At 24.9% G+C, this 22,402-nt stretch carries 23 protein-coding genes; 6 read left to right on the top strand and 17 right to left on the bottom strand.

Annotation, left to right across the window (positions count from 1 at the left end):
* Positions 1–307: 307 nt before the first annotated feature.
* The 4 genes from AACL02_RS06665 to AACL02_RS06650 form a co-directional block, all read right to left on the bottom strand.
* Positions 308–529, bottom strand: coding sequence for a hypothetical protein (locus AACL02_RS06665; RefSeq protein WP_339040319.1), 222 nt, complete (start codon positions 527–529; stop codon positions 308–310).
* A 51-nt stretch (positions 530–580) separates the two neighbouring features.
* Positions 581–802 (bottom strand): hypothetical protein, encoded by a 222-nt coding sequence (locus tag AACL02_RS06660; protein ID WP_339040317.1) that lies wholly within the window; start codon positions 800–802, stop codon positions 581–583.
* 8 nt (positions 803–810) lie between these two features.
* Positions 811–1,014 (bottom strand): hypothetical protein, encoded by a 204-nt coding sequence (locus AACL02_RS06655; protein WP_339040315.1) that lies wholly within the window; start codon positions 1,012–1,014, stop codon positions 811–813.
* A gap of 134 nt (positions 1,015–1,148) precedes the next feature.
* Positions 1,149–1,517, bottom strand: a complete 369-nt coding sequence (locus AACL02_RS06650) for a hypothetical protein (protein WP_339040313.1) — start codon at positions 1,515–1,517, stop codon at positions 1,149–1,151.
* 66 nt (positions 1,518–1,583) lie between these two features.
* On the opposite strand from AACL02_RS06650, the gene AACL02_RS06645 reads away from it, so the two are divergent.
* Positions 1,584–2,534, top strand: a complete 951-nt coding sequence (locus tag AACL02_RS06645; RefSeq protein ID WP_339040235.1) for an IS30 family transposase — start codon at positions 1,584–1,586, stop codon at positions 2,532–2,534.
* Here AACL02_RS06645 and AACL02_RS06640 read toward each other — a convergent pair.
* From AACL02_RS06640 to AACL02_RS06625, 4 genes are all read right to left on the bottom strand, one after another.
* Positions 2,531–2,752: a hypothetical protein gene (locus tag AACL02_RS06640; protein WP_339040311.1), complete on the bottom strand. Its 222-nt coding sequence runs from the start codon at positions 2,750–2,752 to the stop codon at positions 2,531–2,533. The two genes, AACL02_RS06645 and AACL02_RS06640, sit on opposite strands and share 4 nt — an antisense overlap.
* An 847-nt stretch (positions 2,753–3,599) precedes the next feature.
* Complete coding sequence (locus AACL02_RS06635; protein WP_339040309.1) at positions 3,600–4,463, bottom strand: DegV family protein; 864 nt, start codon at positions 4,461–4,463, stop codon at positions 3,600–3,602.
* Between the two features lie 171 nt (positions 4,464–4,634).
* Complete coding sequence (locus tag AACL02_RS06630; RefSeq protein ID WP_338962401.1) at positions 4,635–4,946, bottom strand: single-stranded DNA-binding protein; 312 nt, start codon at positions 4,944–4,946, stop codon at positions 4,635–4,637.
* 115 nt (positions 4,947–5,061) lie between these two features.
* Positions 5,062–5,883, bottom strand: coding sequence for an IS1595 family transposase (locus tag AACL02_RS06625; protein WP_281747836.1), 822 nt, complete (start codon positions 5,881–5,883; stop codon positions 5,062–5,064).
* Here AACL02_RS06625 and AACL02_RS06620 point away from each other — a divergent pair.
* Entirely contained in the window at positions 5,829–5,951 is a 123-nt protein-coding gene (locus AACL02_RS06620) for a hypothetical protein (protein WP_339040306.1), read from the top strand. The genes AACL02_RS06625 and AACL02_RS06620 overlap by 55 nt on opposite strands.
* Before the next feature lie 926 nt (positions 5,952–6,877).
* Here the strand turns inward: AACL02_RS06620 and AACL02_RS06615 are convergent.
* Positions 6,878–7,486, bottom strand: coding sequence for an IS3 family transposase (locus AACL02_RS06615; protein WP_422397806.1), 609 nt, complete (start codon positions 7,484–7,486; stop codon positions 6,878–6,880).
* Between the two features lie 41 nt (positions 7,487–7,527).
* On the opposite strand from AACL02_RS06615, the gene AACL02_RS06610 reads away from it, so the two are divergent.
* Complete coding sequence (locus AACL02_RS06610; protein ID WP_339040235.1) at positions 7,528–8,478, top strand: IS30 family transposase; 951 nt, start codon at positions 7,528–7,530, stop codon at positions 8,476–8,478.
* A gap of 12 nt (positions 8,479–8,490) precedes the next feature.
* Here the strand turns inward: AACL02_RS06610 and AACL02_RS06605 are convergent, their stop codons facing one another.
* Positions 8,491–8,787 (bottom strand): IS3 family transposase, encoded by a 297-nt coding sequence (locus tag AACL02_RS06605; protein ID WP_339040304.1) that lies wholly within the window; start codon positions 8,785–8,787, stop codon positions 8,491–8,493.
* Here AACL02_RS06605 and AACL02_RS06600 point away from each other — a divergent pair.
* Positions 8,733–9,554: an IS1595 family transposase gene (locus tag AACL02_RS06600; RefSeq protein WP_281748407.1), complete on the top strand. Its 822-nt coding sequence runs from the start codon at positions 8,733–8,735 to the stop codon at positions 9,552–9,554. The genes AACL02_RS06605 and AACL02_RS06600 overlap by 55 nt on opposite strands.
* A gap of 206 nt (positions 9,555–9,760) precedes the next feature.
* Positions 9,761–10,516, top strand: a complete 756-nt coding sequence (locus AACL02_RS06595; RefSeq protein WP_339040302.1) for an IS1595 family transposase — start codon at positions 9,761–9,763, stop codon at positions 10,514–10,516.
* Between the two features lie 40 nt (positions 10,517–10,556).
* On the opposite strand, the gene AACL02_RS06590 is transcribed toward AACL02_RS06595, so the two are convergent.
* Positions 10,557–10,799 (bottom strand): transposase, encoded by a 243-nt coding sequence (locus tag AACL02_RS06590; RefSeq protein ID WP_339040300.1) that lies wholly within the window; start codon positions 10,797–10,799, stop codon positions 10,557–10,559.
* 150 nt (positions 10,800–10,949) lie between these two features.
* Between AACL02_RS06590 and AACL02_RS06585 the strand changes: the two genes are divergently transcribed.
* Complete coding sequence (locus AACL02_RS06585; RefSeq protein WP_339040298.1) at positions 10,950–11,300, top strand: hypothetical protein; 351 nt, start codon at positions 10,950–10,952, stop codon at positions 11,298–11,300.
* Positions 11,301–11,903: 603 nt separating this feature from the next.
* Here the strand turns inward: AACL02_RS06585 and aspS are convergent.
* The 6 genes from aspS to secDF form a co-directional block, all read right to left on the bottom strand.
* On the bottom strand, positions 11,904–13,646 hold the full coding sequence (gene aspS / locus AACL02_RS06580; protein ID WP_339040296.1) for an aspartate--tRNA ligase: 1,743 nt from the start codon (positions 13,644–13,646) through the stop codon (positions 11,904–11,906).
* Complete coding sequence (gene hisS, locus AACL02_RS06575) at positions 13,630–14,922, bottom strand: histidine--tRNA ligase (protein ID WP_339040294.1); 1,293 nt, start codon at positions 14,920–14,922, stop codon at positions 13,630–13,632. The genes aspS and hisS overlap by 17 nt, the downstream gene beginning before the upstream one ends.
* Before the next feature lie 226 nt (positions 14,923–15,148).
* Positions 15,149–15,661 (bottom strand): IS1595 family transposase, encoded by a 513-nt coding sequence (locus AACL02_RS06570; protein ID WP_281749673.1) that lies wholly within the window; start codon positions 15,659–15,661, stop codon positions 15,149–15,151.
* A 468-nt stretch (positions 15,662–16,129) separates the two neighbouring features.
* Positions 16,130–18,382: a RelA/SpoT family protein gene (locus tag AACL02_RS06565; protein ID WP_339040292.1), complete on the bottom strand. Its 2,253-nt coding sequence runs from the start codon at positions 18,380–18,382 to the stop codon at positions 16,130–16,132.
* Positions 18,383–18,395: 13 nt separating this feature from the next.
* Positions 18,396–18,920 (bottom strand): adenine phosphoribosyltransferase, encoded by a 525-nt coding sequence (locus tag AACL02_RS06560; RefSeq protein WP_339040290.1) that lies wholly within the window; start codon positions 18,918–18,920, stop codon positions 18,396–18,398.
* Positions 18,921–18,929: 9 nt separating this feature from the next.
* Positions 18,930–22,355 carry a protein translocase subunit SecDF gene (gene secDF, locus AACL02_RS06555; RefSeq protein ID WP_339040288.1) on the bottom strand — a complete coding sequence of 1,142 codons (3,426 nt, stop codon included), beginning with the start codon at positions 22,353–22,355 and terminating at the stop codon, positions 18,930–18,932.
* Between the last annotated feature and the right edge of the window lie 47 nt (positions 22,356–22,402).

Here is a 22,402-nt window from a genome sequence, read left to right as displayed (position 1 = left end):
CTTCAAGCAGTTTTCAAAGTCACTCCTAATTCTTTTGCAATATCTGTTGATGGAATTCCATGTTTGGTGTTTATTCATCTAAAGATAAGATAAAACCAAGATGTTAAAGATGTTTGTGACCTTGAAAATATGGTGCCTGTGAGAATGCTAAATGTTTGATTACATTTTAAACATCTCATTATTTTTAAATCAGAATTATTCAAATTAAAACTAAAACACCTAATACATTTGTTTTCTTTCAAATTTGCTATATATGCAAGACATTGCTGTTCAGTTTGAAAAGCATTGTTGAATTCATTCAGTTTCATTATTCCCTCCACAAGTACATGTGGGGAGAAGTCCGTTTCCTTAAATAATTATCAAAAATTAATATTTTTTTATGATTTTTTAAATAATATTGAATATGCTTATAAGCATCTTGTTCATGTTTTGTTAATTTTATATTTCCTTTATAATTTGTTATTTTATTTTTATTTTTTGGTTGGTTTTCTAGATAATCTCAGTTGAAAACATCTTGAACTAATACCATTAATGCACCAATGATTTTAGGCGTTGATAATGGATTAGTTAGTAATTGTTTTTAATTTAAAAAGAAATTTTCTACAATAACTAATATTTTTTTATCAATAAATTTTTCTTTAATTAATTGAAATTTTTCTTTATACATATTTTTAGTTCATAAAACAGTTAATGTATTGAATGTTTCATTAAAAACAATATTATTAGTTTCATTTGAATATATAACAATTCCATTATTACCAATTCCAGCGGGGTAAATTCCAATAATTAAGTCATATTGCATTAATTAAATTAACCTCTAATAACTGTTTTAATAATTTCTAAATCACAATTACATCAACAATATTTACATTCTTCAATAAATTCTTTATGACCACAAACTAAATTATCTTTTTTTAAATCATCAATCAGTTTAATTAGTACTATTTTAAATTCAATATCATCACTGTCTGGTATGCAAATCGTTCTTCTTTTAGTTAAATATTCTTTATCCATATTTATACCTCCTACTTAACCTAATATTTAAAATACAGTCATAACAAATCGCTTTACTATTTTTATCTCTTAAAAAATATTTTCTTGTTTTTATATCATTATTATTAAAGAATAAATAATCTAATTTATTTTGTTTACATGTTCAACAAAAATACTTTTTCATTATGAATTGAAATTTCCTTATAAGAAGTAACTATATAATTAATTGGTAAATCATCATGTTTATATGGATTATTTATTTTAAAGCCTTTTCTATTTTCTTCTCACGTAATGTTATATTTAAAACAAGGATTAGTAATGTTTGTTTTGTTATCTGTTATTTCACCCATAAATCAACTATTATGCTGTTCATAAAATGTTAATGGTTCAAGTTTTATATCATTAAGATAATATTCTTTTGGAGCAGTTGGTTTATTAACAGTTATTTTTTGGTCTTTAATATATGGTTCTAATAATTTTATTAGCTGAATTATACTTGTAAGTGCAAGTAAATAAAATTGCAAAAAAATTCTCATATAAAAATTTCATAATGCTAAATTTATTTTATAAAAAAAGTAAGGAGTTTTTATATGAGTTATAAACATCTTGGCGTAGATGAAAGAATTTATATTGAGAATCAATTGAAATTTAAAGTTAAAATTAGTGAAATAGCTAAAAATCTTAATCGAAATATTAGTACTATTATTCGAGAAATTAATAGAAATCAAGATAATAGTAATTATTTTTCATTGATTGCACAAAATAAAGCTGAAAATAGAAAACAATCACATATTTTTTTTCATAAGTTTAAAAATAAAGATTTAGTAAAATATGTGCAACAAAAACTATTATTAGGCTGATCACCTGAACAAATTTATGGCAGAATTAAAAATTTTCATAAACAATGAGTTATTAGTTTTAAAACAATTTACAATTGAATTTATTCTGGATTGCTTGATCAAGTTACTAGTAAAAATTTAAGAAGAAAAGGCAAAAAACGCAAATCTCAAGAAAATCGTGGCAAATTCAATAGCAAATCAATTAAAGAAAGAGATCTTAATATTAATGATCGTATAACACTTGGTCATTGAGAAGGAGATACTATAGTATCATCACGAGGCAAAAGTAAAAAATGTTTAATAACTTTAGTTGAAAGAGTATCACGATTTACTTTAGCAATATTAGTTAAAAACAGAACTACTAAAGTTATTAACAAAAATATTAGCCATTATTTATCAATTCTTCCTAAAAATATTGTTAAAACCATTACTTTTGATCGTGGTAAAGAATTTTCAAATTGACAACAACTTGAAAAAAATTTAGATGTGAAAATTTATTTTGCAAATCCATATTCACCTTGACAAAGAGGTACTAATGAAAATACTAATGGTTTAATTAGAGAAAAATTTCCTAAAAAATTTAATTTTTCAAAAACTTGTAAAAATGAAGTTCATAAATTTATATTGTCTTTAAACCAAAGACCAAGAAAAATACTAAATTATCTTTCACCGATAGAATATTTGGATAGAAAAATAATTTAGTTGCACTTACCTTTACAATTTAGCATTAATTCATTACCACTTAATTCTCTTTTAATATTTTCTAAATTAAAAACTCAATATGTATATTTATCATTAGCAATAAAACTATTATTTTTAACCATTCATTTTGGACATTGTAATTTATATTCACCATAATCAATAAGAATAGATTGTGGTTTATCTTTAACAATTTGTTCTTTTTTAAATTCTATTTGCATAATAATCCTTTCCTAATATGTTCTGTTGCTTCTAGCATAAAGAACATATATTTTGATTTTTTAGATTATTAATACTACTATTATTAGTTTTATTCATTCCATCAATTCTGGGCTCAAAAATAAATTGTGAAATTTTAAAAAACATTGAGGCATTCGATTCAATATTTATTTAATTTGTGTTAAACAAATTAATATTTTAATTGAACCGTCCCCGCTCAATTTTTTTTACAAGTTTGAAATTTATTTTCTCGCCCAAAAAAATTTTTCAAAAAAAATAAAAAATAAAACCAACACTTGCTCACTGGGGAGTGGCAAGGTTGGTTAAATAAAGAATAGAATTAATATAGTAGGTTCCCTAAGCAGGTCTATATATACTAGTTTCCAATTCGCTCCCACCCCAAGAATTACCATTTCTGGTTAGTATATTTTATTAGGTATCACTCCACTTTTTATTTATCCATGCAAGTCCACATGCTAGCTACTATTTTTAACAACTGTGTTGTAGTTCACTTTTTTAGTTCCCTAACACGTGTTGATAATAGCGTTAAAGACGGTTATTAAAAATTTTAAAATTTTACAATTACAAAAAAAGACAAGATTTTTATTCTCGTCTTTTGTCATTTATTTTTAATTCAAGGGTTTAAAAAAGAAAGGAGCTATTTAAGGGAAATGAGTTGTTATCGACATCTTCGACACGCTCCCTTTATAATTTATAAGTTGAAAAAAATCTGAATGTTAGTAAACTAAATTAACCTTTACTAACATTCTTTTTTAGATTTAAATTTTTTTATATATTTTTCTAAAAAAACAGCATACTTAATCAATCTTTTATAAAACTACTTTTTTATTAGACTTCTTTTACTCATTGATTAGGTACTACTGAAAAACCAATAGTATTATTACCAGTATGTGTTTTTAAAATATTACATAATGGTTCAACTTTATATTTGGTAAATCCTCTATTTTTTACTTTTTTAATTGCTTCATAAATAATATCTTTTCTACATCAACCATCAATAATATATATTGTTTCTTTAGTAACATCTTTAATTTTAGTAATAATATCTAACATTTCTTCCATAGCTTTACTTAAAGTTCTAACTCTACCAATATTATCAATTGTTTCTTTACATCTTAAAATTGGTTTAAAACGTAAAAAATTACCAATTCTTGCTTTACTCATTGGTAATCTACCACCACGAGCTAAAAATTTTAAATCATTAGGAGCAATATAAGATTCATAAGTTTTGCGGAATTTATTTAAAATTTCTAAAATTTCAGGAATTTTTTTTCCATTTTTAACAAGAGTAAAAGCAATTAAAACCATAAATTTTAAAGGTATTGAAGCAGCACCTGTTTCTAAAATATGGACTTTATTTTTATATTTTTCTTCTTTTTGTAAAACTTGCGAACTTGCATATTGTCCTGAAGCATTATTAGCAATTGGTAAAAATAAAATTTGATCATATTTACTCAAAGCATTATCTCAATATTGTTCAAGTTTACCACGACTAGTTTGACTAGTTTTTAAAATATAGTGTTCATCAATCATCTTTTTACGAATTGTTTCACTATCAATATCAATATTATTATCATCATAAGCATTTTCTCCTTCAATAATATTTAAAGGAATAATTATTATTTCAGGATATTTTTTCATATCTTCAAGGGTAAAACCAGTAGCTGAATCACTTACAATTCCAATTTTCATTTTGTTTGCTCCTAACCTTTTATACTAATAAATTATAGTAAAATTATAACAAATTTATTTTACTATATATCGTTTTAATTTGAAAAAATATAAAGTGACTATAAACTTATTAGTAGTAAAAATAAAAATAGTCTTAATTATTGAGTAATTAAGACTATTTTTTAATTATTTTTAAGTTAAATAAATAATACGATCAGCAATAATTTCTGTATAGTAAAAATCATTAGATTTATTAGCAAATGTTTGAATTCTACCTTTAATACCAATAATTGCATTCTTTTTTAATAGTGTTTTTAATTCCTCTGTATTAGCTATTCAAGTTTTAATAGTGATAAAATCAATTTCAAATTGATTTTGACGATTTTTAAAAGGTCTTTCAACTGCCATTATAAACTTGGTTCATTTTGTTGGAATTTGTTCTCTGGTTGGTATTATTTCTGGTTCATTCATTAATTTACCTACTAATACAACATTATTTATCATTTTAACACCCCCTCTTATTTGATAATTATAAATGGCTTTTCTCCCTTTATGTACTATTTTAATTTTATCACATAAATGCTGAGAAAAGCCTATCTACGGACTTCTCCCCACATTTTTAAATCAAACATAGAATTACAGTTTCAAAACTAGGTATCTTGTTGAATTTATATGCAGCTTCTTTAGCATATAAATGAACATGATGTTTTGCAACTTTGATATGTGTTTTAAATGTTCTTCTTATATGTTTTCAAACTGATTCAATTTGGTTGGTATTTACACCAATTTTTGAAACATAGCCATCTTGATGGTTAACTGTTTCATGCTTGGTGAAAACTGATTTAAAATCGCAATATCCTTTTCAAGAATCAGTATATACAAGACATTTTGAAGAAATGTGGTTTTTTGCAAACTGCAAAAGATTTTTACTCTTTGCGTTTTTCAAGACTTTCACAATTAAATTATTGGTTGTTTTTTGATAAATGCCAACAATCAAGGTTTTATTCACCAAGGATCTTCCTTGTTTTTTAAAACCCATATGTGAAAGATACATTTCATCAATTTGCACTGTACCTTCAACAATAAATTGAGGTTTTTGTTTTGCAATACGTGTTCTGATTTTATGAGTCATTCTTCAAGCAGTTTTCAAAGTCACTCCCAATTCTTTTGCAATATCTGTTGATGGAATTCCATGTTTGGTGTTTATTCATCTAAAGATAAGATAAAACCAAGATGTTAAAGATGTTTGTGACCTTGAAAATATGGTGCCTGTGAGAATGCTAAATGTTTGATTACATTTTAAACATCTCATTCTTTTTAAATCAGAAGTATTCAAATTAAAATTAAAACACCTAATACATTTGTTTTCTTTCAAATTTGCTATATATGCAAGACATTGCTGTTCAGTTTGAAAAGCATTGTTGAATTCATTCAGTTTCATTATTCCATCCACAAGTACATGTGGGGAGAAGTCCGAATAAAATATCAAATTATTTTATTTATGAATAAAAGAAAAAATAAATTAATTCAACAAACTCAAATATTAAAATAAGATTAGATAAAATAATTTATTAATTAACACAAAAAGAGCATTGTCAACTGCTCTTTTTGTAAAATATAATTGTGTTAATATAGTTTTAATCTAAAACTGGTAATGATCCAATTCTTGAATCTTTTAGTGCATTTACTTTCCCAAAATCTACTTGTAATCACACTCTCTGAACATTAATAAATCTAGTAATTTTATTACCATTTTTAGCGGCATCATAAAAAAATGTATAAACTTTTGTATTTAATAAACCAATTAAAGCTTCTCATTGCTTTTGTTTATATGGTGAAAATTATAATTTAAAACCAGAGGCTAAACTTCCTTTTTTAAATCCCAGATTATTATAAAGTTTCAAATCAGGTAAAATTTTTCGAAATTCTTCACTAACATCTAAATCCTTATTGTCGGCTGTATTAATAATATAAGATTTTAAAATTTCATTATTTTTGATAATATCAATTTGACATTTACCTGCTTCTAATTCAAAACCATCTTCGGTATATTTTTCTTTAATTTCTCCTGGAAAAGTATTTTTAATACTAACAGTTAAACTAACAATTTCAGCATATTCTTCATCTGAATAAACACCAATTTCATCACCAGTTTTGAAACCTAAATCTTTTAAAAATGTGCTGCATTAGCATTTTATGCCCTATATTTATGAGGTGGTACACCTGTTCTTAACAATTTATTTTTAAAAAGATCATTAATTTTCATTAAGTGATCATCTGCAATAACCGAATATTTTTCACTATCAGATGTATTATCATAGTTTAATTTTTGTAAAATTAAATTTTTACCATCAGTATCATATCAACCTAATAATTGTGCATATTTACTGTCTAATTGTGGTAATGAATAATTGGAATGGCAACCCTTTTTAGGACTATTTTTTGGTAGACATTTGTTTTTGATAATTAACTGGAGTTAAGTAGTTTAAAGTGCCGTTAATTCTTATGTTGTTATATCAATTGATGTAATCAAATAATTCTAATTTTAATTGGATTAATGATGTAAAATTTTTATCATTAATAAATTCGGTTTTGAAAGTTTTAAAGGTTGCTTCAGCAACAGCGTTATCATAAGGACAACCTTTTTTGCTTAAAGAGCGATTAATATTGAATGCTAGTAAAAGTTTATCAATAATTTTATTATTAAATTCATTACCGCGATCACTATGAAATATTTGAATATCTTTTAAACAGCGATTTGAGTGCATAAATGCTTGATATACTAATGATGCATCTTTTTTAGTACCTACACTATGTCCAATTATTTCGCGGTTAAATAGGTCAATTAATAAACAAATATAGTTTCACTTACCATTTACTTGAACATAAGTTAAATCACTAACAATAACTTCATTTTTAACTCTATTATTAAAGTTTCTATTAACAAGATTGGTTATTTGACTATCATTGACTTTATTAGCTGAATTATACTTGTAAGTGCAAGTAAATAAAATTGCAAAAAAATTCTCATATAAAAATTTCATAATGCTAAATTTATTTTATAAAAAAAGTAAGGAGTTTTTATATGAGTTATAAACATCTTGGCGTAGATGAAAGAATTTATATTGAGAATCAATTGAAATTTAAAGTTAAAATTAGTGAAATAGCTAAAAATCTTAATCGAAATATTAGTACTATTATTCGAGAAATTAATAGAAATCAAGATAATAGTAATTATTTTTCATTGATTGCACAAAATAAAGCTGAAAATAGAAAACAATCACATATTTTTTTTCATAAGTTTAAAAATAAAGATTTAGTAAAATATGTGCAACAAAAACTATTATTAGGCTGATCACCTGAACAAATTTATGGCAGAATTAAAAATTTTCATAAACAATGAGTTATTAGTTTTAAAACAATTTACAATTGAATTTATTCTGGATTGCTTGATCAAGTTACTAGTAAAAATTTAAGAAGAAAAGGCAAAAAACGCAAATCTCAAGAAAATCGTGGCAAATTCAATAGCAAATCAATTAAAGAAAGAGATCTTAATATTAATGATCGTATAACACTTGGTCATTGAGAAGGAGATACTATAGTATCATCACGAGGCAAAAGTAAAAAATGTTTAATAACTTTAGTTGAAAGAGTATCACGATTTACTTTAGCAATATTAGTTAAAAACAGAACTACTAAAGTTATTAACAAAAATATTAGCCATTATTTATCAATTCTTCCTAAAAATATTGTTAAAACCATTACTTTTGATCGTGGTAAAGAATTTTCAAATTGACAACAACTTGAAAAAAATTTAGATGTGAAAATTTATTTTGCAAATCCATATTCACCTTGACAAAGAGGTACTAATGAAAATACTAATGGTTTAATTAGAGAAAAATTTCCTAAAAAATTTAATTTTTCAAAAACTTGTAAAAATGAAGTTCATAAATTTATATTGTCTTTAAACCAAAGACCAAGAAAAATACTAAATTATCTTTCACCGATAGAATATTTGGATAGAAAAATAATTTAGTTGCACTTACCTTTACAATTTAGCATTATGATAATTTTTGTATGATAATTTAGTGTATTTTGATATTAAATTATGTTTATTCATAATTTCTTTAATTTTTCGTCTTGATAAATAAATTTCTTGGTTTTCTAGAATGACTTTTAATCTTCTAGTACCATAAACTTCTTTATTTTTTTTAAAAGCACTAATAACAGCTTGTTCATAAATATTATTTTGAATCGGACTTCTCCCCACATGTACTTGTGGAGGGAATAATGAAACTGAATGAATTCAACAATGCTTTTCAAACTGAACAGCAATGTCTTGCATATATAGCAAATTTGAAAGAAAACAAATGTATTAGGTGTTTTAGTTTTAATTTGAATACTTCTGATTTAAAAAGAATGAGATGTTTAAAATGTAATCAAACATTTAGCATTCTCACAGGCACCATATTTTCAAGGTCACAAACATCTTTAACATCTTGGTTTTATCTTATCTTTAGATGAATAAACACCAAACATGGAATTCCATCAACAGATATTGCAAAAGAATTGGGAGTGACTTTGAAAACTGCTTGAAGAATGACTCATAAAATCAGAACACGTATTGCAAAACAAAAACCTCAATTTATTGTTGAAGGTACAGTGCAAATTGATGAAATGTATCTTTCACATATGGGTTTTAAAAAACAAGGAAGATCCTTGGTGAATAAAACCTTGATTGTTGGCATTTATCAAAAAACAACCAATAATTTAATTGTGAAAGTATTGAAAAACGCAAAGAGTAAAAATCTTTTGCAGTTTGCAAAAAACCACATTTCTTCAAAATGTCTTGTATATACTGATTCTTGAAAAGGATATTGCGATTTTAAATCAGTTTTCACCAAGCATGAAACAGTTAACCATCAAGATGGCTATGTTTCAAAAATTGGTGTAAATACCAACCAAATTGAATCAGTTTGAAAACATATAAGAAGAACATTTAAAACACATATCAAAGTTGCAAAACATCATGTTCATTTATATGCTAAAGAAGCTGCATATAAATTCAACAAGATACCTAGTTTTGAAACTGTAATTCTATGTTTGATTTAAAAATGTGGGGAGAAGTCCGTAGATAGGATTTTCTCAGCATTTATGTGATAAAATTAAAATAGTACATAAAGGGAGAAAAGCCTAATTCTTTTCTTAATTTAATTACGGACTTCTCCCCACATGTACTTGTGGAGGGAATAATGAAACTGAATTAATTCAAAAATGCTTTTCAAACTGAACAGCAATGTCTTGCATATATAGCAAATTTGAAAGAAAACAAATGTATTAGGTGTTTTAGTTTTAATTTGAATACTTCTGATTTAAAAAGAATGAGATGTTTAAAATGTAATCAAACATTTAGCATTCTCACAGGCACCATATTTTCAAGGTCACAAACATCTTTAACATCTTGGTTTTATCTTATCTTTAGATGAATAAACACCAAACATGGAATTCCATCAACAGATATTGCAAAAGAATTGGGAGTGACTTTGAAAACTGCTTGAATAATGACTCATAAAATCAGAACACGTATTGCAAAACAAAAACCTCAATTTATTGTTGAAGGTACAGTGCAAATTGATGAAATGTATCTTTCACATATGGGTTTTAAAAAACAAGGAAGATCCTTGGTGAATAAAACCTTGATTGTTGGCATTTATCAAAAAACAACCAATAATTTAATTGTGAAAGTATTGAAAAACGCAAAGAGTAAAAATCTTTTGCAGTTTGCAAAAAACCACATTTCTTCAAAATGTCTTGTATATACTGATTCTTGAAAAGGATATTGCGATTTTAAATCAGTTTTCACTAAGCATGAAACAGTTAACCATCAAGATGGCTATGTTTCAAAAATTGGTGTAAATACCAACCAAATTGAATCAGTTTGAAAACATATAAGAAGAACATTTAAAACACATATCAAAGTTGCAAAACATCATGTTCATTTATATGCTAAAGAAGCTGCATATAAATTCAACAAGATACCTAGTTTTGAAACTGTAATTCTATGTTTGATTTAAAAATGTGGGGAGAAGTCCGTAGATAGGCTTTTCTCAGCATTTATGTGATAAAATTAAAATAGTACATAAAGGGAGAAAAGCCTTTAATTAATTCATTTTCTTCAACAGAACGATTATCTTTAGTTTTAAAACTACCTGAATTAGTAAATTGCTTAATTCAATTGTAAGTAGCTGCTCTTGTAACATTATATTCTTTAACAAGGCAAGATACTGATTTGCCACTTTGATATAAAGCTACTATTTGTTTTTTAAATTCATCTGTATATGAGTTAATATTGGCCATAATTATAGTTCCTTTCTTTGTTCACTTGTCTATGTAATTAGTGTCCAATAAAGTGTAACCCATCCATAATAAAAAATCAAATTTTTGGTAAATCTTAATATTAAAAATTAATATTTATATTAATTTAAAGAAAGAGGTACTTATTAAAAAATGATAAATAATAAAAAGAAAATATTAGAAAAAGAAAGTCTAACTAATAATAAATATAAAACCAAAATTGAAAAATTAAATAAAAAACTACAAGAAACTCTTGATGATTTAAAAGAAATAAGTGATTTCTATGCAAAATCGGAAAGAGATGCATTAGATAAAAGAAAAATAATTACAAATCTTGCAAATAAAATTACAGAATTAGAAACACAGTTAACAGAAACTCAACAACAAGCAGAAATAAAAAATAATAATAAAAAAATTATAATTCCAAAAATAAATTTAATAATACCTGGTGAAATATGGGAAATGTTTAGTAATCTGTGTAACTCACTCTTTCTAGTCATTTAATTATATTTACTAGAATTAATTAAACATAGTTATTTTTGTAAGTTACACAGATTACTAAACATTTCCAAATCTGTTTCTTCTTTAACTTTTGACAATGATGATAATATTTATGCAGGAGTTTGAACCGGTTCATATCAATCTCCTAGTAATGGTGAAGTTTACAAATGTTTAGCAGGAGAAACAAACTTTAAACCAATGTCTGGAATAAAAGGGGGAGTACTATCATTAGTTTTTAATAAAAATACAAATTTTTTATATGTTACTACATGAAACGGAGATGGAAAAACTAAAACTAATGATGGTTCACTTTATAAATGTTTAGCAACAAATAATGTCTTTACTTTAGTTCAAAAAAATTTACCAGCTATATGACATCTAAAAACCAAAGATAGTGAACCATTTATTGAACTTGAATATTAACAAATATCAAAAAAATATAATTGAAGTTAATAATTATTAATTTAACATTATTGAAAAATTGATTTCAATTAAATTACATAATTAATCTCTAATGAAAAATAATTTAATTATTTTTCATTAGAGATTTTTAATATTTATATTTTCTAATTTTATTAAACTTCTAATCACTTTAAAATTAAAATTTTACTTCTTAAATTCCAAATTTAATATTGATAACTGATCAGATGAAATTTCACTAGGACTATTTGTTAATAAACAAATACCACGATTATTTTTAGGAAAAGCAATAGTATCACGAATTGATTCATTCTTAATTAAAAGCATTAATAAACGATCAATGCCAAAAGCAATACCACCATGTGGAGGAACTCCGTAATTAAAAGCTGATAAGAAAAAACCAAATTTATTTTCAATTTCTGTTTTACTTAAATCTAATAATTCAAAAATCTTTTTCTGTAATTTATAATCATGAATTCTAATGCTCCCACCAGCAATTTCAAAACCATTTAAAACCAAATCATAAGCATCTGCAGTTAAAGTTCCTAAATCTTTATTTTTTATATCTAATAATTTTTCAGGATTTTTTGGACTTGTAAAAGGATGATGACAAGCTTGTCATTTATTTTCTTCCTGTTCAAACATTGGTCAATCAATAATTCAAATAAATTCAAAGTTTTCAATATTATTCATAAAATCTTTATGATTAATTCGTTTTGACAAATCATTAATATAAAAACTTCTAATAGCACCCATAACTTTATTAGCAATATCTTGTTGTTCATATACGAAAATTAAAAAATTATTATTATATTTTATTTTTGATATTTCTTCTGATAAAACTAAATCATCAAACTTTACTTTAGAATTATTATGAATAATTTTTTTCTTAATTAAGTCATAAATTATTAATGTTTTTCCTCCATGCTGATTGCTAATTTCTGTTAATTTTTTTATAGTTGTTTCGTTCATTTTATCATTAACTATAAAACCCTTATAAATAAATCCATCACTATTATTGTTAATATTAATATTTATTAACTTACATGTACAACGTAAATCGGTTTTATCACTACCATATAAATCCATTGCTTGATCATAGGTAATTGATGAAAATGTTGAAGGAATATTACCAATTTTTAAAGTATTAAAAAGACTTATTAGCATATTTTCTACTATTAATTTAATTTCTTTACTAGTAGTAAATGCCATTTCTAAGTCTAATTGTTGAAATTCGGGTTGTCTATCAGCACGAAAATCTTCATCACGAAAACATTTAGCGATTTGATAATATTTGTCAATACCTGATATCATTAATAATTGCTTATAAATTTGTGGTGATTGTGGTAAAGCATAAAAATGTTTTTTTTGAATACGAGCAGGAACTAAAAAATCACGAGCACCTTCTGGTGTTGATTTTGTTAAGCAAGGAGTATCAATTTCTAAAAAATTATTTTGATTCAAAAATGTTCGTAAACAACTAAGAACTTGGTGTTTAAATTTAATATTATAATTCATTGCTGGTCTTCTTAAATCTAAATAGCGATATTGTAAACGTAATTCTTCACTAGCAAGCGTATTATCATTTTTAATAACAAATGGTAAATTAATAGAATTGCTTAATATTTCAATATCTTTTGCTACTACTTCAATCATATCATTAGCAGTTTTTGCATCTTTATTTTTTCGTAAGACAACTGTTCCAATTACTTTTAAAACAGATTCAACTTTAACATTTTTTATTTCTTGATAATATCCGTTATCTGGTTTAACAATGACTTGTGTTGTTCCGTACATATCACGTAAATCAATAAAAATACCAAATTTATTAATACGAATATCTTTAACTCAACCACTAATAATAATTTCTTTTGTAATATCACCCTGCGTTAAATTACCACATGTATGAGTTCTAAAGAGTTTTTCCATATTCTTCATTCTCCTCTAATAATAGATTTTTAACCTTACTAAGCAATTGCTGTTCAGTATCAAAAATTAATTTTATCATTTCTTTTTTAACAAAATAATAAAAACTAACCTGATTTTTTTCTTTTAAAAATAGTATATTTTTGGCTAAACTACGATCAATAATCTGTGACTTATTTTTATCTTGATATAAATTATATTCCATATCAATATGATAATTTTCTTTACGTAATTGTAATAATAAATCGGAAGCCATTATTAATCCTAATTCGCTTAAAGCAATAATTTGTAAATCAATAATTGGTGGTTTATTAATATTTTTATTTTCTACCAATAATAACATTAATCTTTCAATACCAATTGCAAAACCAATAGCAGGAATTTTTAATGGTGAGCCCAATTCATTAAATAAATTATCATATCTACCACCACCAAGTAAAGTATTTTGACTTTCACCAATTCGTGAATCAATAGTAGTTATTTCAAAAATAATACCATTATAATAATCTAAACCACGAACTAAATGCTCATCAATAATAAAATTAACTTTATTATTTTTTAAACTATTAATAATAGTTGTAAAATATGTTTTTTCTTCATTAGTTAAAAAATCATTTAAATATGGTATTTCTAAATTTAATTTAGTACAAATTTTACAATCAAGAACTCTTAGTGGTGATACATTAACTCTAATTTGACAATTTTCACACAATTGCTTACTTTGATTTAATAATTGTTCTTTAAGTGCTATTTGATATTTATTTTTTGTTTCATTAGATCCAAAATAATTAATATTTAAAGTTAAATTTGGTATTGAAAAACTTTTTATCATTTCTAAGGCCATCATCATTACTTCAACATCAACTAAAGGATGTTTAACACCAACAGTTTCGATACCAAATTGATTAAATTGACGTTGACGCCCTTTTTGAGGTCTTTCATATCGAAACATCGAACCATAATAAAAATACTTTAACGTTTGCTTAGATTTATATAATTTATTTTCAATTATAGCACGAACAATACCTGCTGTTCCTTCAGGACGAAGAGCTAATAATCTATCATTTTTATCATTAAATTGATAAATTTCTTTCTGAATAATATCAGTTGTATCTCCCACAGCTCGTAAAAATAGTTGAGCATTTTCAAAAATAGGAGTAATAAATTCTTGATAATTATATTTAATTGCACACTGTGTTAAAGATTTAATAATATTACGATATATAATAACCTCTTCATTATACATATCACGTGTTCCTCTTGGCTTTTGAAATTGCATACTTTTTTTTACTCCTTTTAATAAAAAATAAATCTTCTAAAAAAACGTTCCTTTATTTTAGGAACGTTTCTTAACGCGGTACCATCCTAATTCATTTACAAAATAAATGCACTTAATTATAATTTATCATATTTAATTAATTAAGGCTTTTCTCCCTTTATGTACTATTTTAATTTTATCACATAAATGCTGAGAAAAGCCTATCTACGGACTTCTCCCCACATTTTTAAATCAAACATAGAATTACAGTTTCAAAACTAGGTATCTTGTTGAATTTATATGCAGCTTCTTTAGCATATAAATGAACATGATGTTTTGCAACTTTGATATGTGTTTTAAATGTTCTTCTTATATGTTTTCAAACTGATTCAATTTGGTTGGTATTTACACCAATTTTTGAAACATAGCCATCTTGATGGTTAACTGTTTCATGCTTAGTGAAAACTGATTTAAAATCGCAATATCCTTTTCAAGAATCAGTATATACAAGACATTTTGAAGAAATGTGGTTTTTTGCAAACTGCAAAAGATTTTTACTCTTTGCGTTTTTCAATACTTTCACAATTAAATTATTGGTTGTTTTTTGATAAATGCCAACAATCAAGGTTTTATTCACCAAGGATCTTCCTTGTTTTTTAAAACCCATATGTGAAAGATACATTTCATCAATTTGCACTGTACCTTCAACAATAAATTGAGGTTTTTGTTTTGCAATACGTGTTCTGATTTTATGAGTCATTCTTCAAGCAGTTTTCAAAGTCACTCCCAATTCTTTTGCAATATCTGTTGATGGAATTCCATGTTTGGTGTTTATTCATCTAAAGATAAGATAAAACCAAGATGTTAAAGATGTTTGTGACCTTGAAAATATGGTGCCTGTGAGAATGCTAAATGTTTGATTACATTTTAAACATCTCATTCTTTTTAAATCAGAAGTATTCAAATTAAAACTAAAACACCTAATACATTTGTTTTCTTTCAAATTTGCTATATATGCAAGACATTGCTGTTCAGTTTGAAAAGCATTGTTGAATTCATTCAGTTTCATTATTCCCTCCACAAGTACATGTGGGGAGAAGTCCGTAAATTAATAATACAAGCTATTTAATGTCATAAAATTAGTTAACCAGTGTTTGCACCAACCACACCGTCTCTTAATGTTTACCCTAAATTTACTTTTAAATGCTGAAAATATTATACTAAAATATTACATAATTATTCTGTTTATTGCAATAATATCAGGAATTTTTTTAATTGATGAAATAATTTGATGTAAACGTTCAATATTAGAAACTTTAATTAAAATTTTTAAACTTCCATGATTTTCCTTAAGTTTATTATTAGCATCAATACTTTGAATTTGTGCCTTTAAATAGCCCAAAATATTTAAAACATCAGTCATCAATGCTGGTCGATCTAAATATTGAATTTGAATTTTTGAATTATAAAGATGATGACTGGTTGCTAATAAATTTCACTTAGTATCAATAATACGTTCTTTCCGCTCTGGCAAACTAACATTAGGACAAATTAAACGATGAACTTTAATACCTTGCCCTTTAGTAATATAACCCGCAATTGGTTCATCAGGAATAGGTAAGCAACAATGAGCCAATGATGTTTTAGTATTGGGGGCATTTTCAATAATAATTTCATTATTACTACTTAAATTCATTGTTGTTTGTTGTTTAGTTTTTAATTCTTGAAATGTTGCTGAATCACTATATAAAATAGTAGTAACCGCCTGTTCAATTGTATAAGTTCCATTAGCAACATCTAAGCAAAAATCTTCATACGTTTTATATTTTAATGATCTAATTCTTGACATAATAACATTACGTTTTGCAATTTTTCAACGAATGTGATTTTCAATAATATATTCGTCTATTTTTTCCTTTGTTTTTTTTATTTTCTCTTTGTTTTCTGTATCTTTAATTTTATTTTCTTGATTAAATTTTTCTTGCTGATTATTTAAATATTTTTTTATTTTATGTTGAGCAAAATTGGTCTTAACAATATTTAATCAATCACGAGAAGGACGTGCAGTTTTAGCAGTTTTAATTTCAACAATATCCCCTGATTTTAAAACAGTATTAATAGGAGAATAAATACCATTTATTCTTGCACCCACTGTTGTTTCACCAATTTCAGTATGAACTTTAAAAGCAAAATCTAAAACAGTTGAACCAAATGGTAATGTTATAACATTACCATTTGGAGTTAATACATAAATTAAATCACTAAAAATATCTTGTCGAATTTCTTTTTCTAAATTATTATCTTTGGCAATATTATCTGCTAATATGTTTTCATCAACATTTGGATTTAAGTCATTTAAATTTAATATTTCTTGAAAAATATTTAATTTTTCATCAATTTCTGCTTGACGTTTCTTAGGATTTTTATTTTCTCCTTCTTTATATCTTCAATGCGAAGCTGCACCTGCTTCAGCAAAATCTTCCATTTCTTCAGTTCTAATTTGTAATTCATAAATTTCATTATCAAAAACAACAGATGTATGTAATGATTGATACATATTATTTTTTGGTGTTGCAATATAATCTTTAAATCTACCCGGAACAGGAGTAAAACTTTGATGAATATAACCCAAAATGGCATAACAACTATCAATAGAATTAGTAACAACTCTAATTGCTAAAATATCATGTATATCATCAAAATCTTTTCCAAAATAATACATTTTACGATAAATAGAATATAAGTGTTTACTACGACCATAAATTTTAAAAATTAAATTTTTATTTTGTGATAATGTTTTACTTAATTCTTTAATAATTTCATTAACTAATTTTTCACGTTTTTCACGATCTAAATTAATAAGGTTATCAATTTTTTTATACTCTTTAGGATGTAATACTGCAAAAGAACGATCTTCTAGTTCTGATTGTAATTTACGCATACCTAGACGATGAGCAATAGAAGCATAAACTTCTAAAGTTTCTTTAGCAATAATTATTTGTTTTTCAGGATTTAAAAAATTAATAGTTCTAATATTATGTAAACGATCTGCCATTTTAATAATAATGACACGAATATCATGAGCTAAACTTAAATATAATTTACGTAAATAATTAGCTTTAATTTCATTTCTTTTTTCTTTTGCAAAATGGCTAACTTTAGTTACAGCTAAAACTAAATTAGCAACTTCCAAACCAAATTCTGCTACTAACTCATCAAAAGTTGTTGGTGTATCTTCTAAAATATCATGTAAAAATCCTGCTTGTATTGAAGAGACATCTAAATGCCATAATACTAAATTGTATGCTGTTGATAAAACATGATAAACATAATGATCACCATTCTTTCGATATTGATCTTTATGTTTTAATAATGCATATTCATAAGCTACTTTAATTTTTGTAATTTGCTTAGGATCTTTGATAAATGTTTTTGCTTCCGCTAATAATTGATTAAAATCTTTACAAGTTAAATTATTCATTATTTACTACTTATTAAAACTTAATTATTTCTAACAGCGGAATATTATCAAAATGATGTTTATTAGCAAATTCAGAAAGCGAAATTAAAGCAGCAATACCAACTGATTGAGCGTTACTTTGCTTTATTAAATTAAGACAAGCATTAATTGTCCCTGAAGTTGCAATCAAATCATCAATTATTACTACTTTATCTTTTGTTGAAAGTAGATTATGTTGCTGCATTTCTAATATAGCAGTACCGTACTCTAAATCATAAGTTACTTTATAGGTTTTACCTGGTAATTTACCTTTTTTACGTGCAAGAACTAATTTAATACCCAACTTATATGCTATAGCAGCACCAAAAATAAATCCTCTTGCTTCAGGTGCTAAAATTGCTGTTGCTCCACATTTTTTAATAAAATCTACAAAAATATTAACAACACTTTGAAATGCTTCTGGATTACTTAATATTGGGTTAATATCTTTAAATTGGATACCTTTAATTGGAAAATCAGGAATATTAATAATAATTTTTTTTAATGATTCTTTTGTCATTGCAACCACCTATTCATTAATACCTTTAATAACATATTCATCTGCACCAATGAAATGTTTTTTAATTTTATTAATACGTTTTTTATATCTATAAACTCTTCATTTCTCAAAATAAGTTCAAATAAAAGGAGCAATAAAGTAAGATGATACTAAACTTACTATACAACCTATTAATAATGATAAACTAACTATTCAGAAACTAGGAATAATAAACATAACAATTACTGATGTTATTAATACTACACCATTAATAACTAATGTTCTTGGTAAAGCCTTTTGAACACTTTTATTTGAAATTTGAATTATTTCTTCTGTGCTAATAACTTGTGTTTGATTATTATTAATCTTAATTTCACGAATATTATCAAAAATTGACATAATACTAATTATTGTTAAAATCATTACTCCCAATAATATTCCAACAATTGAAGTAGAAATTACAATTTGGAAAATACTAATAATAGCAAGTGTCATTAGTAAACTAAAAATAATAGCTAAAATTAAAGGAATAACATAAGTCAATTGAAATCTAATAATAATATAAATTAAAATAACAATAAAAGATAAAGCAATTGAAATAATCATATTAACTAATAAATCTACACCTGACTTAGCAACAACTAGATCAATTTCTCCTCATTGTAAAATAGATTCTTGTTTTCAATTTCTAGTAATATCTCCTAAAAAATTCTTAAACCTTTGCTGCATACTTTGAGAATTTACTGTTGTTTGAACAATAATCTTAAACTGATATGGTTTTCCTTCACCACCAGCAATTAAGGAAAAATTAATATTTTTAAAATATTTACTAAATTGACTATTATTTTGAATTTCTTTATTAATAAAATCTTTTGCTAATTCTGCTTCTTTAATAATATTGTAACTAGGATCACTTGGATCTTGAGTAATTGTACCCATTCCAACAAAATCAGTTCGTTGATCAAAACCAGAACCAAAATTAGAACCAATTACACCATAAGTAATACCTGAAGCAAGAACAATAACAGCAGAACCTGAAAGAATTCATTTTGTTAATTTATGAAAATAATTTCAGTTACTTATTTTAAGTTTTGAAAAAAAATTTTTAAAATTAACTAATATTTTTTTGTCTTTTGCTTTAACTATTTGAATTTTTAACGGTTTTAATGCATTAATTAATTCTTGTTTCAGTTTATTAATTTCTTGTGAAAGATTTAATTTTAAATCTTTTACTTTTGACTTATAAACTGATCTTGATTTACTATGTTCTTTTTTTAATTGCTGCTTATCAACTTTAAATTTTTTAATTAATGCTTTAACTTTATTTTTATAATTAATTTTAAGCTGACATTTTTCTGAAATTAATTGTTTTTTTATTTTTTTATGATCAGTTTTAACTTTAACTATTTGAATTTTTAACGGTTTTAATGCATTAATTAATTCTTGTTTCAGTTTATTAATTTCTTGTGAAAGATTTAATTTTAAATCTTTTACTTTTGACTTATAAACTGATCTTGATTTACTATGTTCTTTTTTTAATTGCTGCTTATCAACTTTAAATTTTTTAATTAATGCTTTAACTTTATTTTTATAACTAATTTTAAGCTGACATTTTTTTGAAATTAATTGTTTTTTTATTTTTTTATCATCAGTTTTAATATTATTTGTATCTATTGAATTATTTAAAACTATAGTGCTTTTTCTACTAATATTATTAGTTCCTAAAAGTTGAGGTTTATTTTCTAACCAGTTATTTCGTAATAATGTTCATAACATTAATCTTAATAAGATAATTCCAAAAATAATTACACCAAAAGTAGCAATAGAAGTCATAATAATAAAACCTTTGATAGCACGAGTTCCAAATCAGAAAATAGTTAAATTAACAATTAAAATAATAGCGCTACAATCTAATGAAGAAGATAATGTTTTCTTATTTGCTGATTTAAAAGCACTAATCAAAGTTTTACCTTGCATATATTCATTTTTAAAACGTTCCAACAAATTAATAATCGTATCTAATAATAGTGCAAAACCAATAATTAAAGCAATTACGCTTTCAGGAGCAATTATGCCATTAATGAAAACAAAACTAACAATAGTAAATAATAAAAATAATGATATTATAATTAGAACAATAACTCCTAACATACGATAATAAAACAGAACAATAGTCATAAGAACAAAGGTAACTAATATAATAATAACAACTGAAATTTTTAAAGATGTTGCACCTAGCGTTGGACTAACATTAGCATAAGATAACATAGTAAAATTATTTTTTGACAATCCTGATGTTAAAACACTTTTCATTTGTTCAACTGTTTCAAGATTAAAAGTATCTGAATTAATTGAAATACTATTGTTAGTTACTTTAACTTCACCAACTCAATATGGAATATAACGATAATCAATAACATCTTCATGTAAAATATCTGAAACATCTGGTAAACGTAATAAATCTTTAATATAAGGCAATCATGCATTCATAGGTGAACCAACAATAGGGGAAGCAAAAGGATCAAAGCGATTAGCAGGATCATATGTATTTTTTTCATCATTAGTATCAACAGAAAGACTATGAACTGAACCTAAATTATCAGAATAAATTCAATTAATACCAAATTGACCATTTTGATTAGGATTTAATAGTCGTGCTAAAGTAGGGTCTTGTGCTTTAGCTCTAGCTAAAATATCAGTACCTTTACCAAGACCTGGTGTATTATTATCTAATAATGATGTTAATGATGCTTTAATCTTACCATCAGTATCATTTTTAAGATTATCAATTATAAAAGCAAGGGAGCGAATACTCTCCATACTACTTCGAATATAATCTAATAACTGACCAATATCTGAATAAATGTAAAATGTATTTTCTTTGGCAGAAGTAAGTTCTTTTAAAACTGAATCATTTTTAACATCAAAAACAAGTTCTGGGCGATGAGTAACAGAATTATTAACAGCTTTAATAGCAGAAAACACATCACTAGTTAATAATCTTTTATCTCTTTTTGTTCAAGTAGTATCTTTGTCATCTTTCTTTTCGGTTGCTAATAAGTCATTACCATCTTTATCAACAATATAAGAATAACCACGTCGTGATACACTATGAACAAAAGTATAAATATCAACTCCCGCATCTTTACTCAACGCTAAATTATACTTATTATTATTACTGCTAGTAATGCTTTCAATGTCAACGTTACTAGTACCTAAAGGGTCAACTCTGTCTTTTAATAAATTAATAACATCTTTTTGTTTACCTTTACCATCATATTGAACTTGTGTTTGATAACCACCAGCAAACTCAATACTTAATTTACTATTATTTTCAACATATTTAGCACTAAACACTACTGAAATTATTATTGTAGAAACAATAATTATTAAACTAAAAATTCTTAAAAAAAATCCAAGATTTTTAGTTTTTCTTGTCTTAGAAGAAGTGTTCATATTTCTTCACTCCTAAATCAATTTATTTGTATAAACATAGATTGTAT

It is taken from the genome of Spiroplasma endosymbiont of Apeira syringaria (genome assembly GCF_964020205.1).
Classification (GTDB): domain Bacteria; phylum Bacillota_I; class Bacilli_A; order Mycoplasmatales; family VBWQ01; genus Spiroplasma_E; species Spiroplasma_E ixodetis_A.
This window is presented reverse-complemented; position numbering and strand designations above follow the sequence as displayed.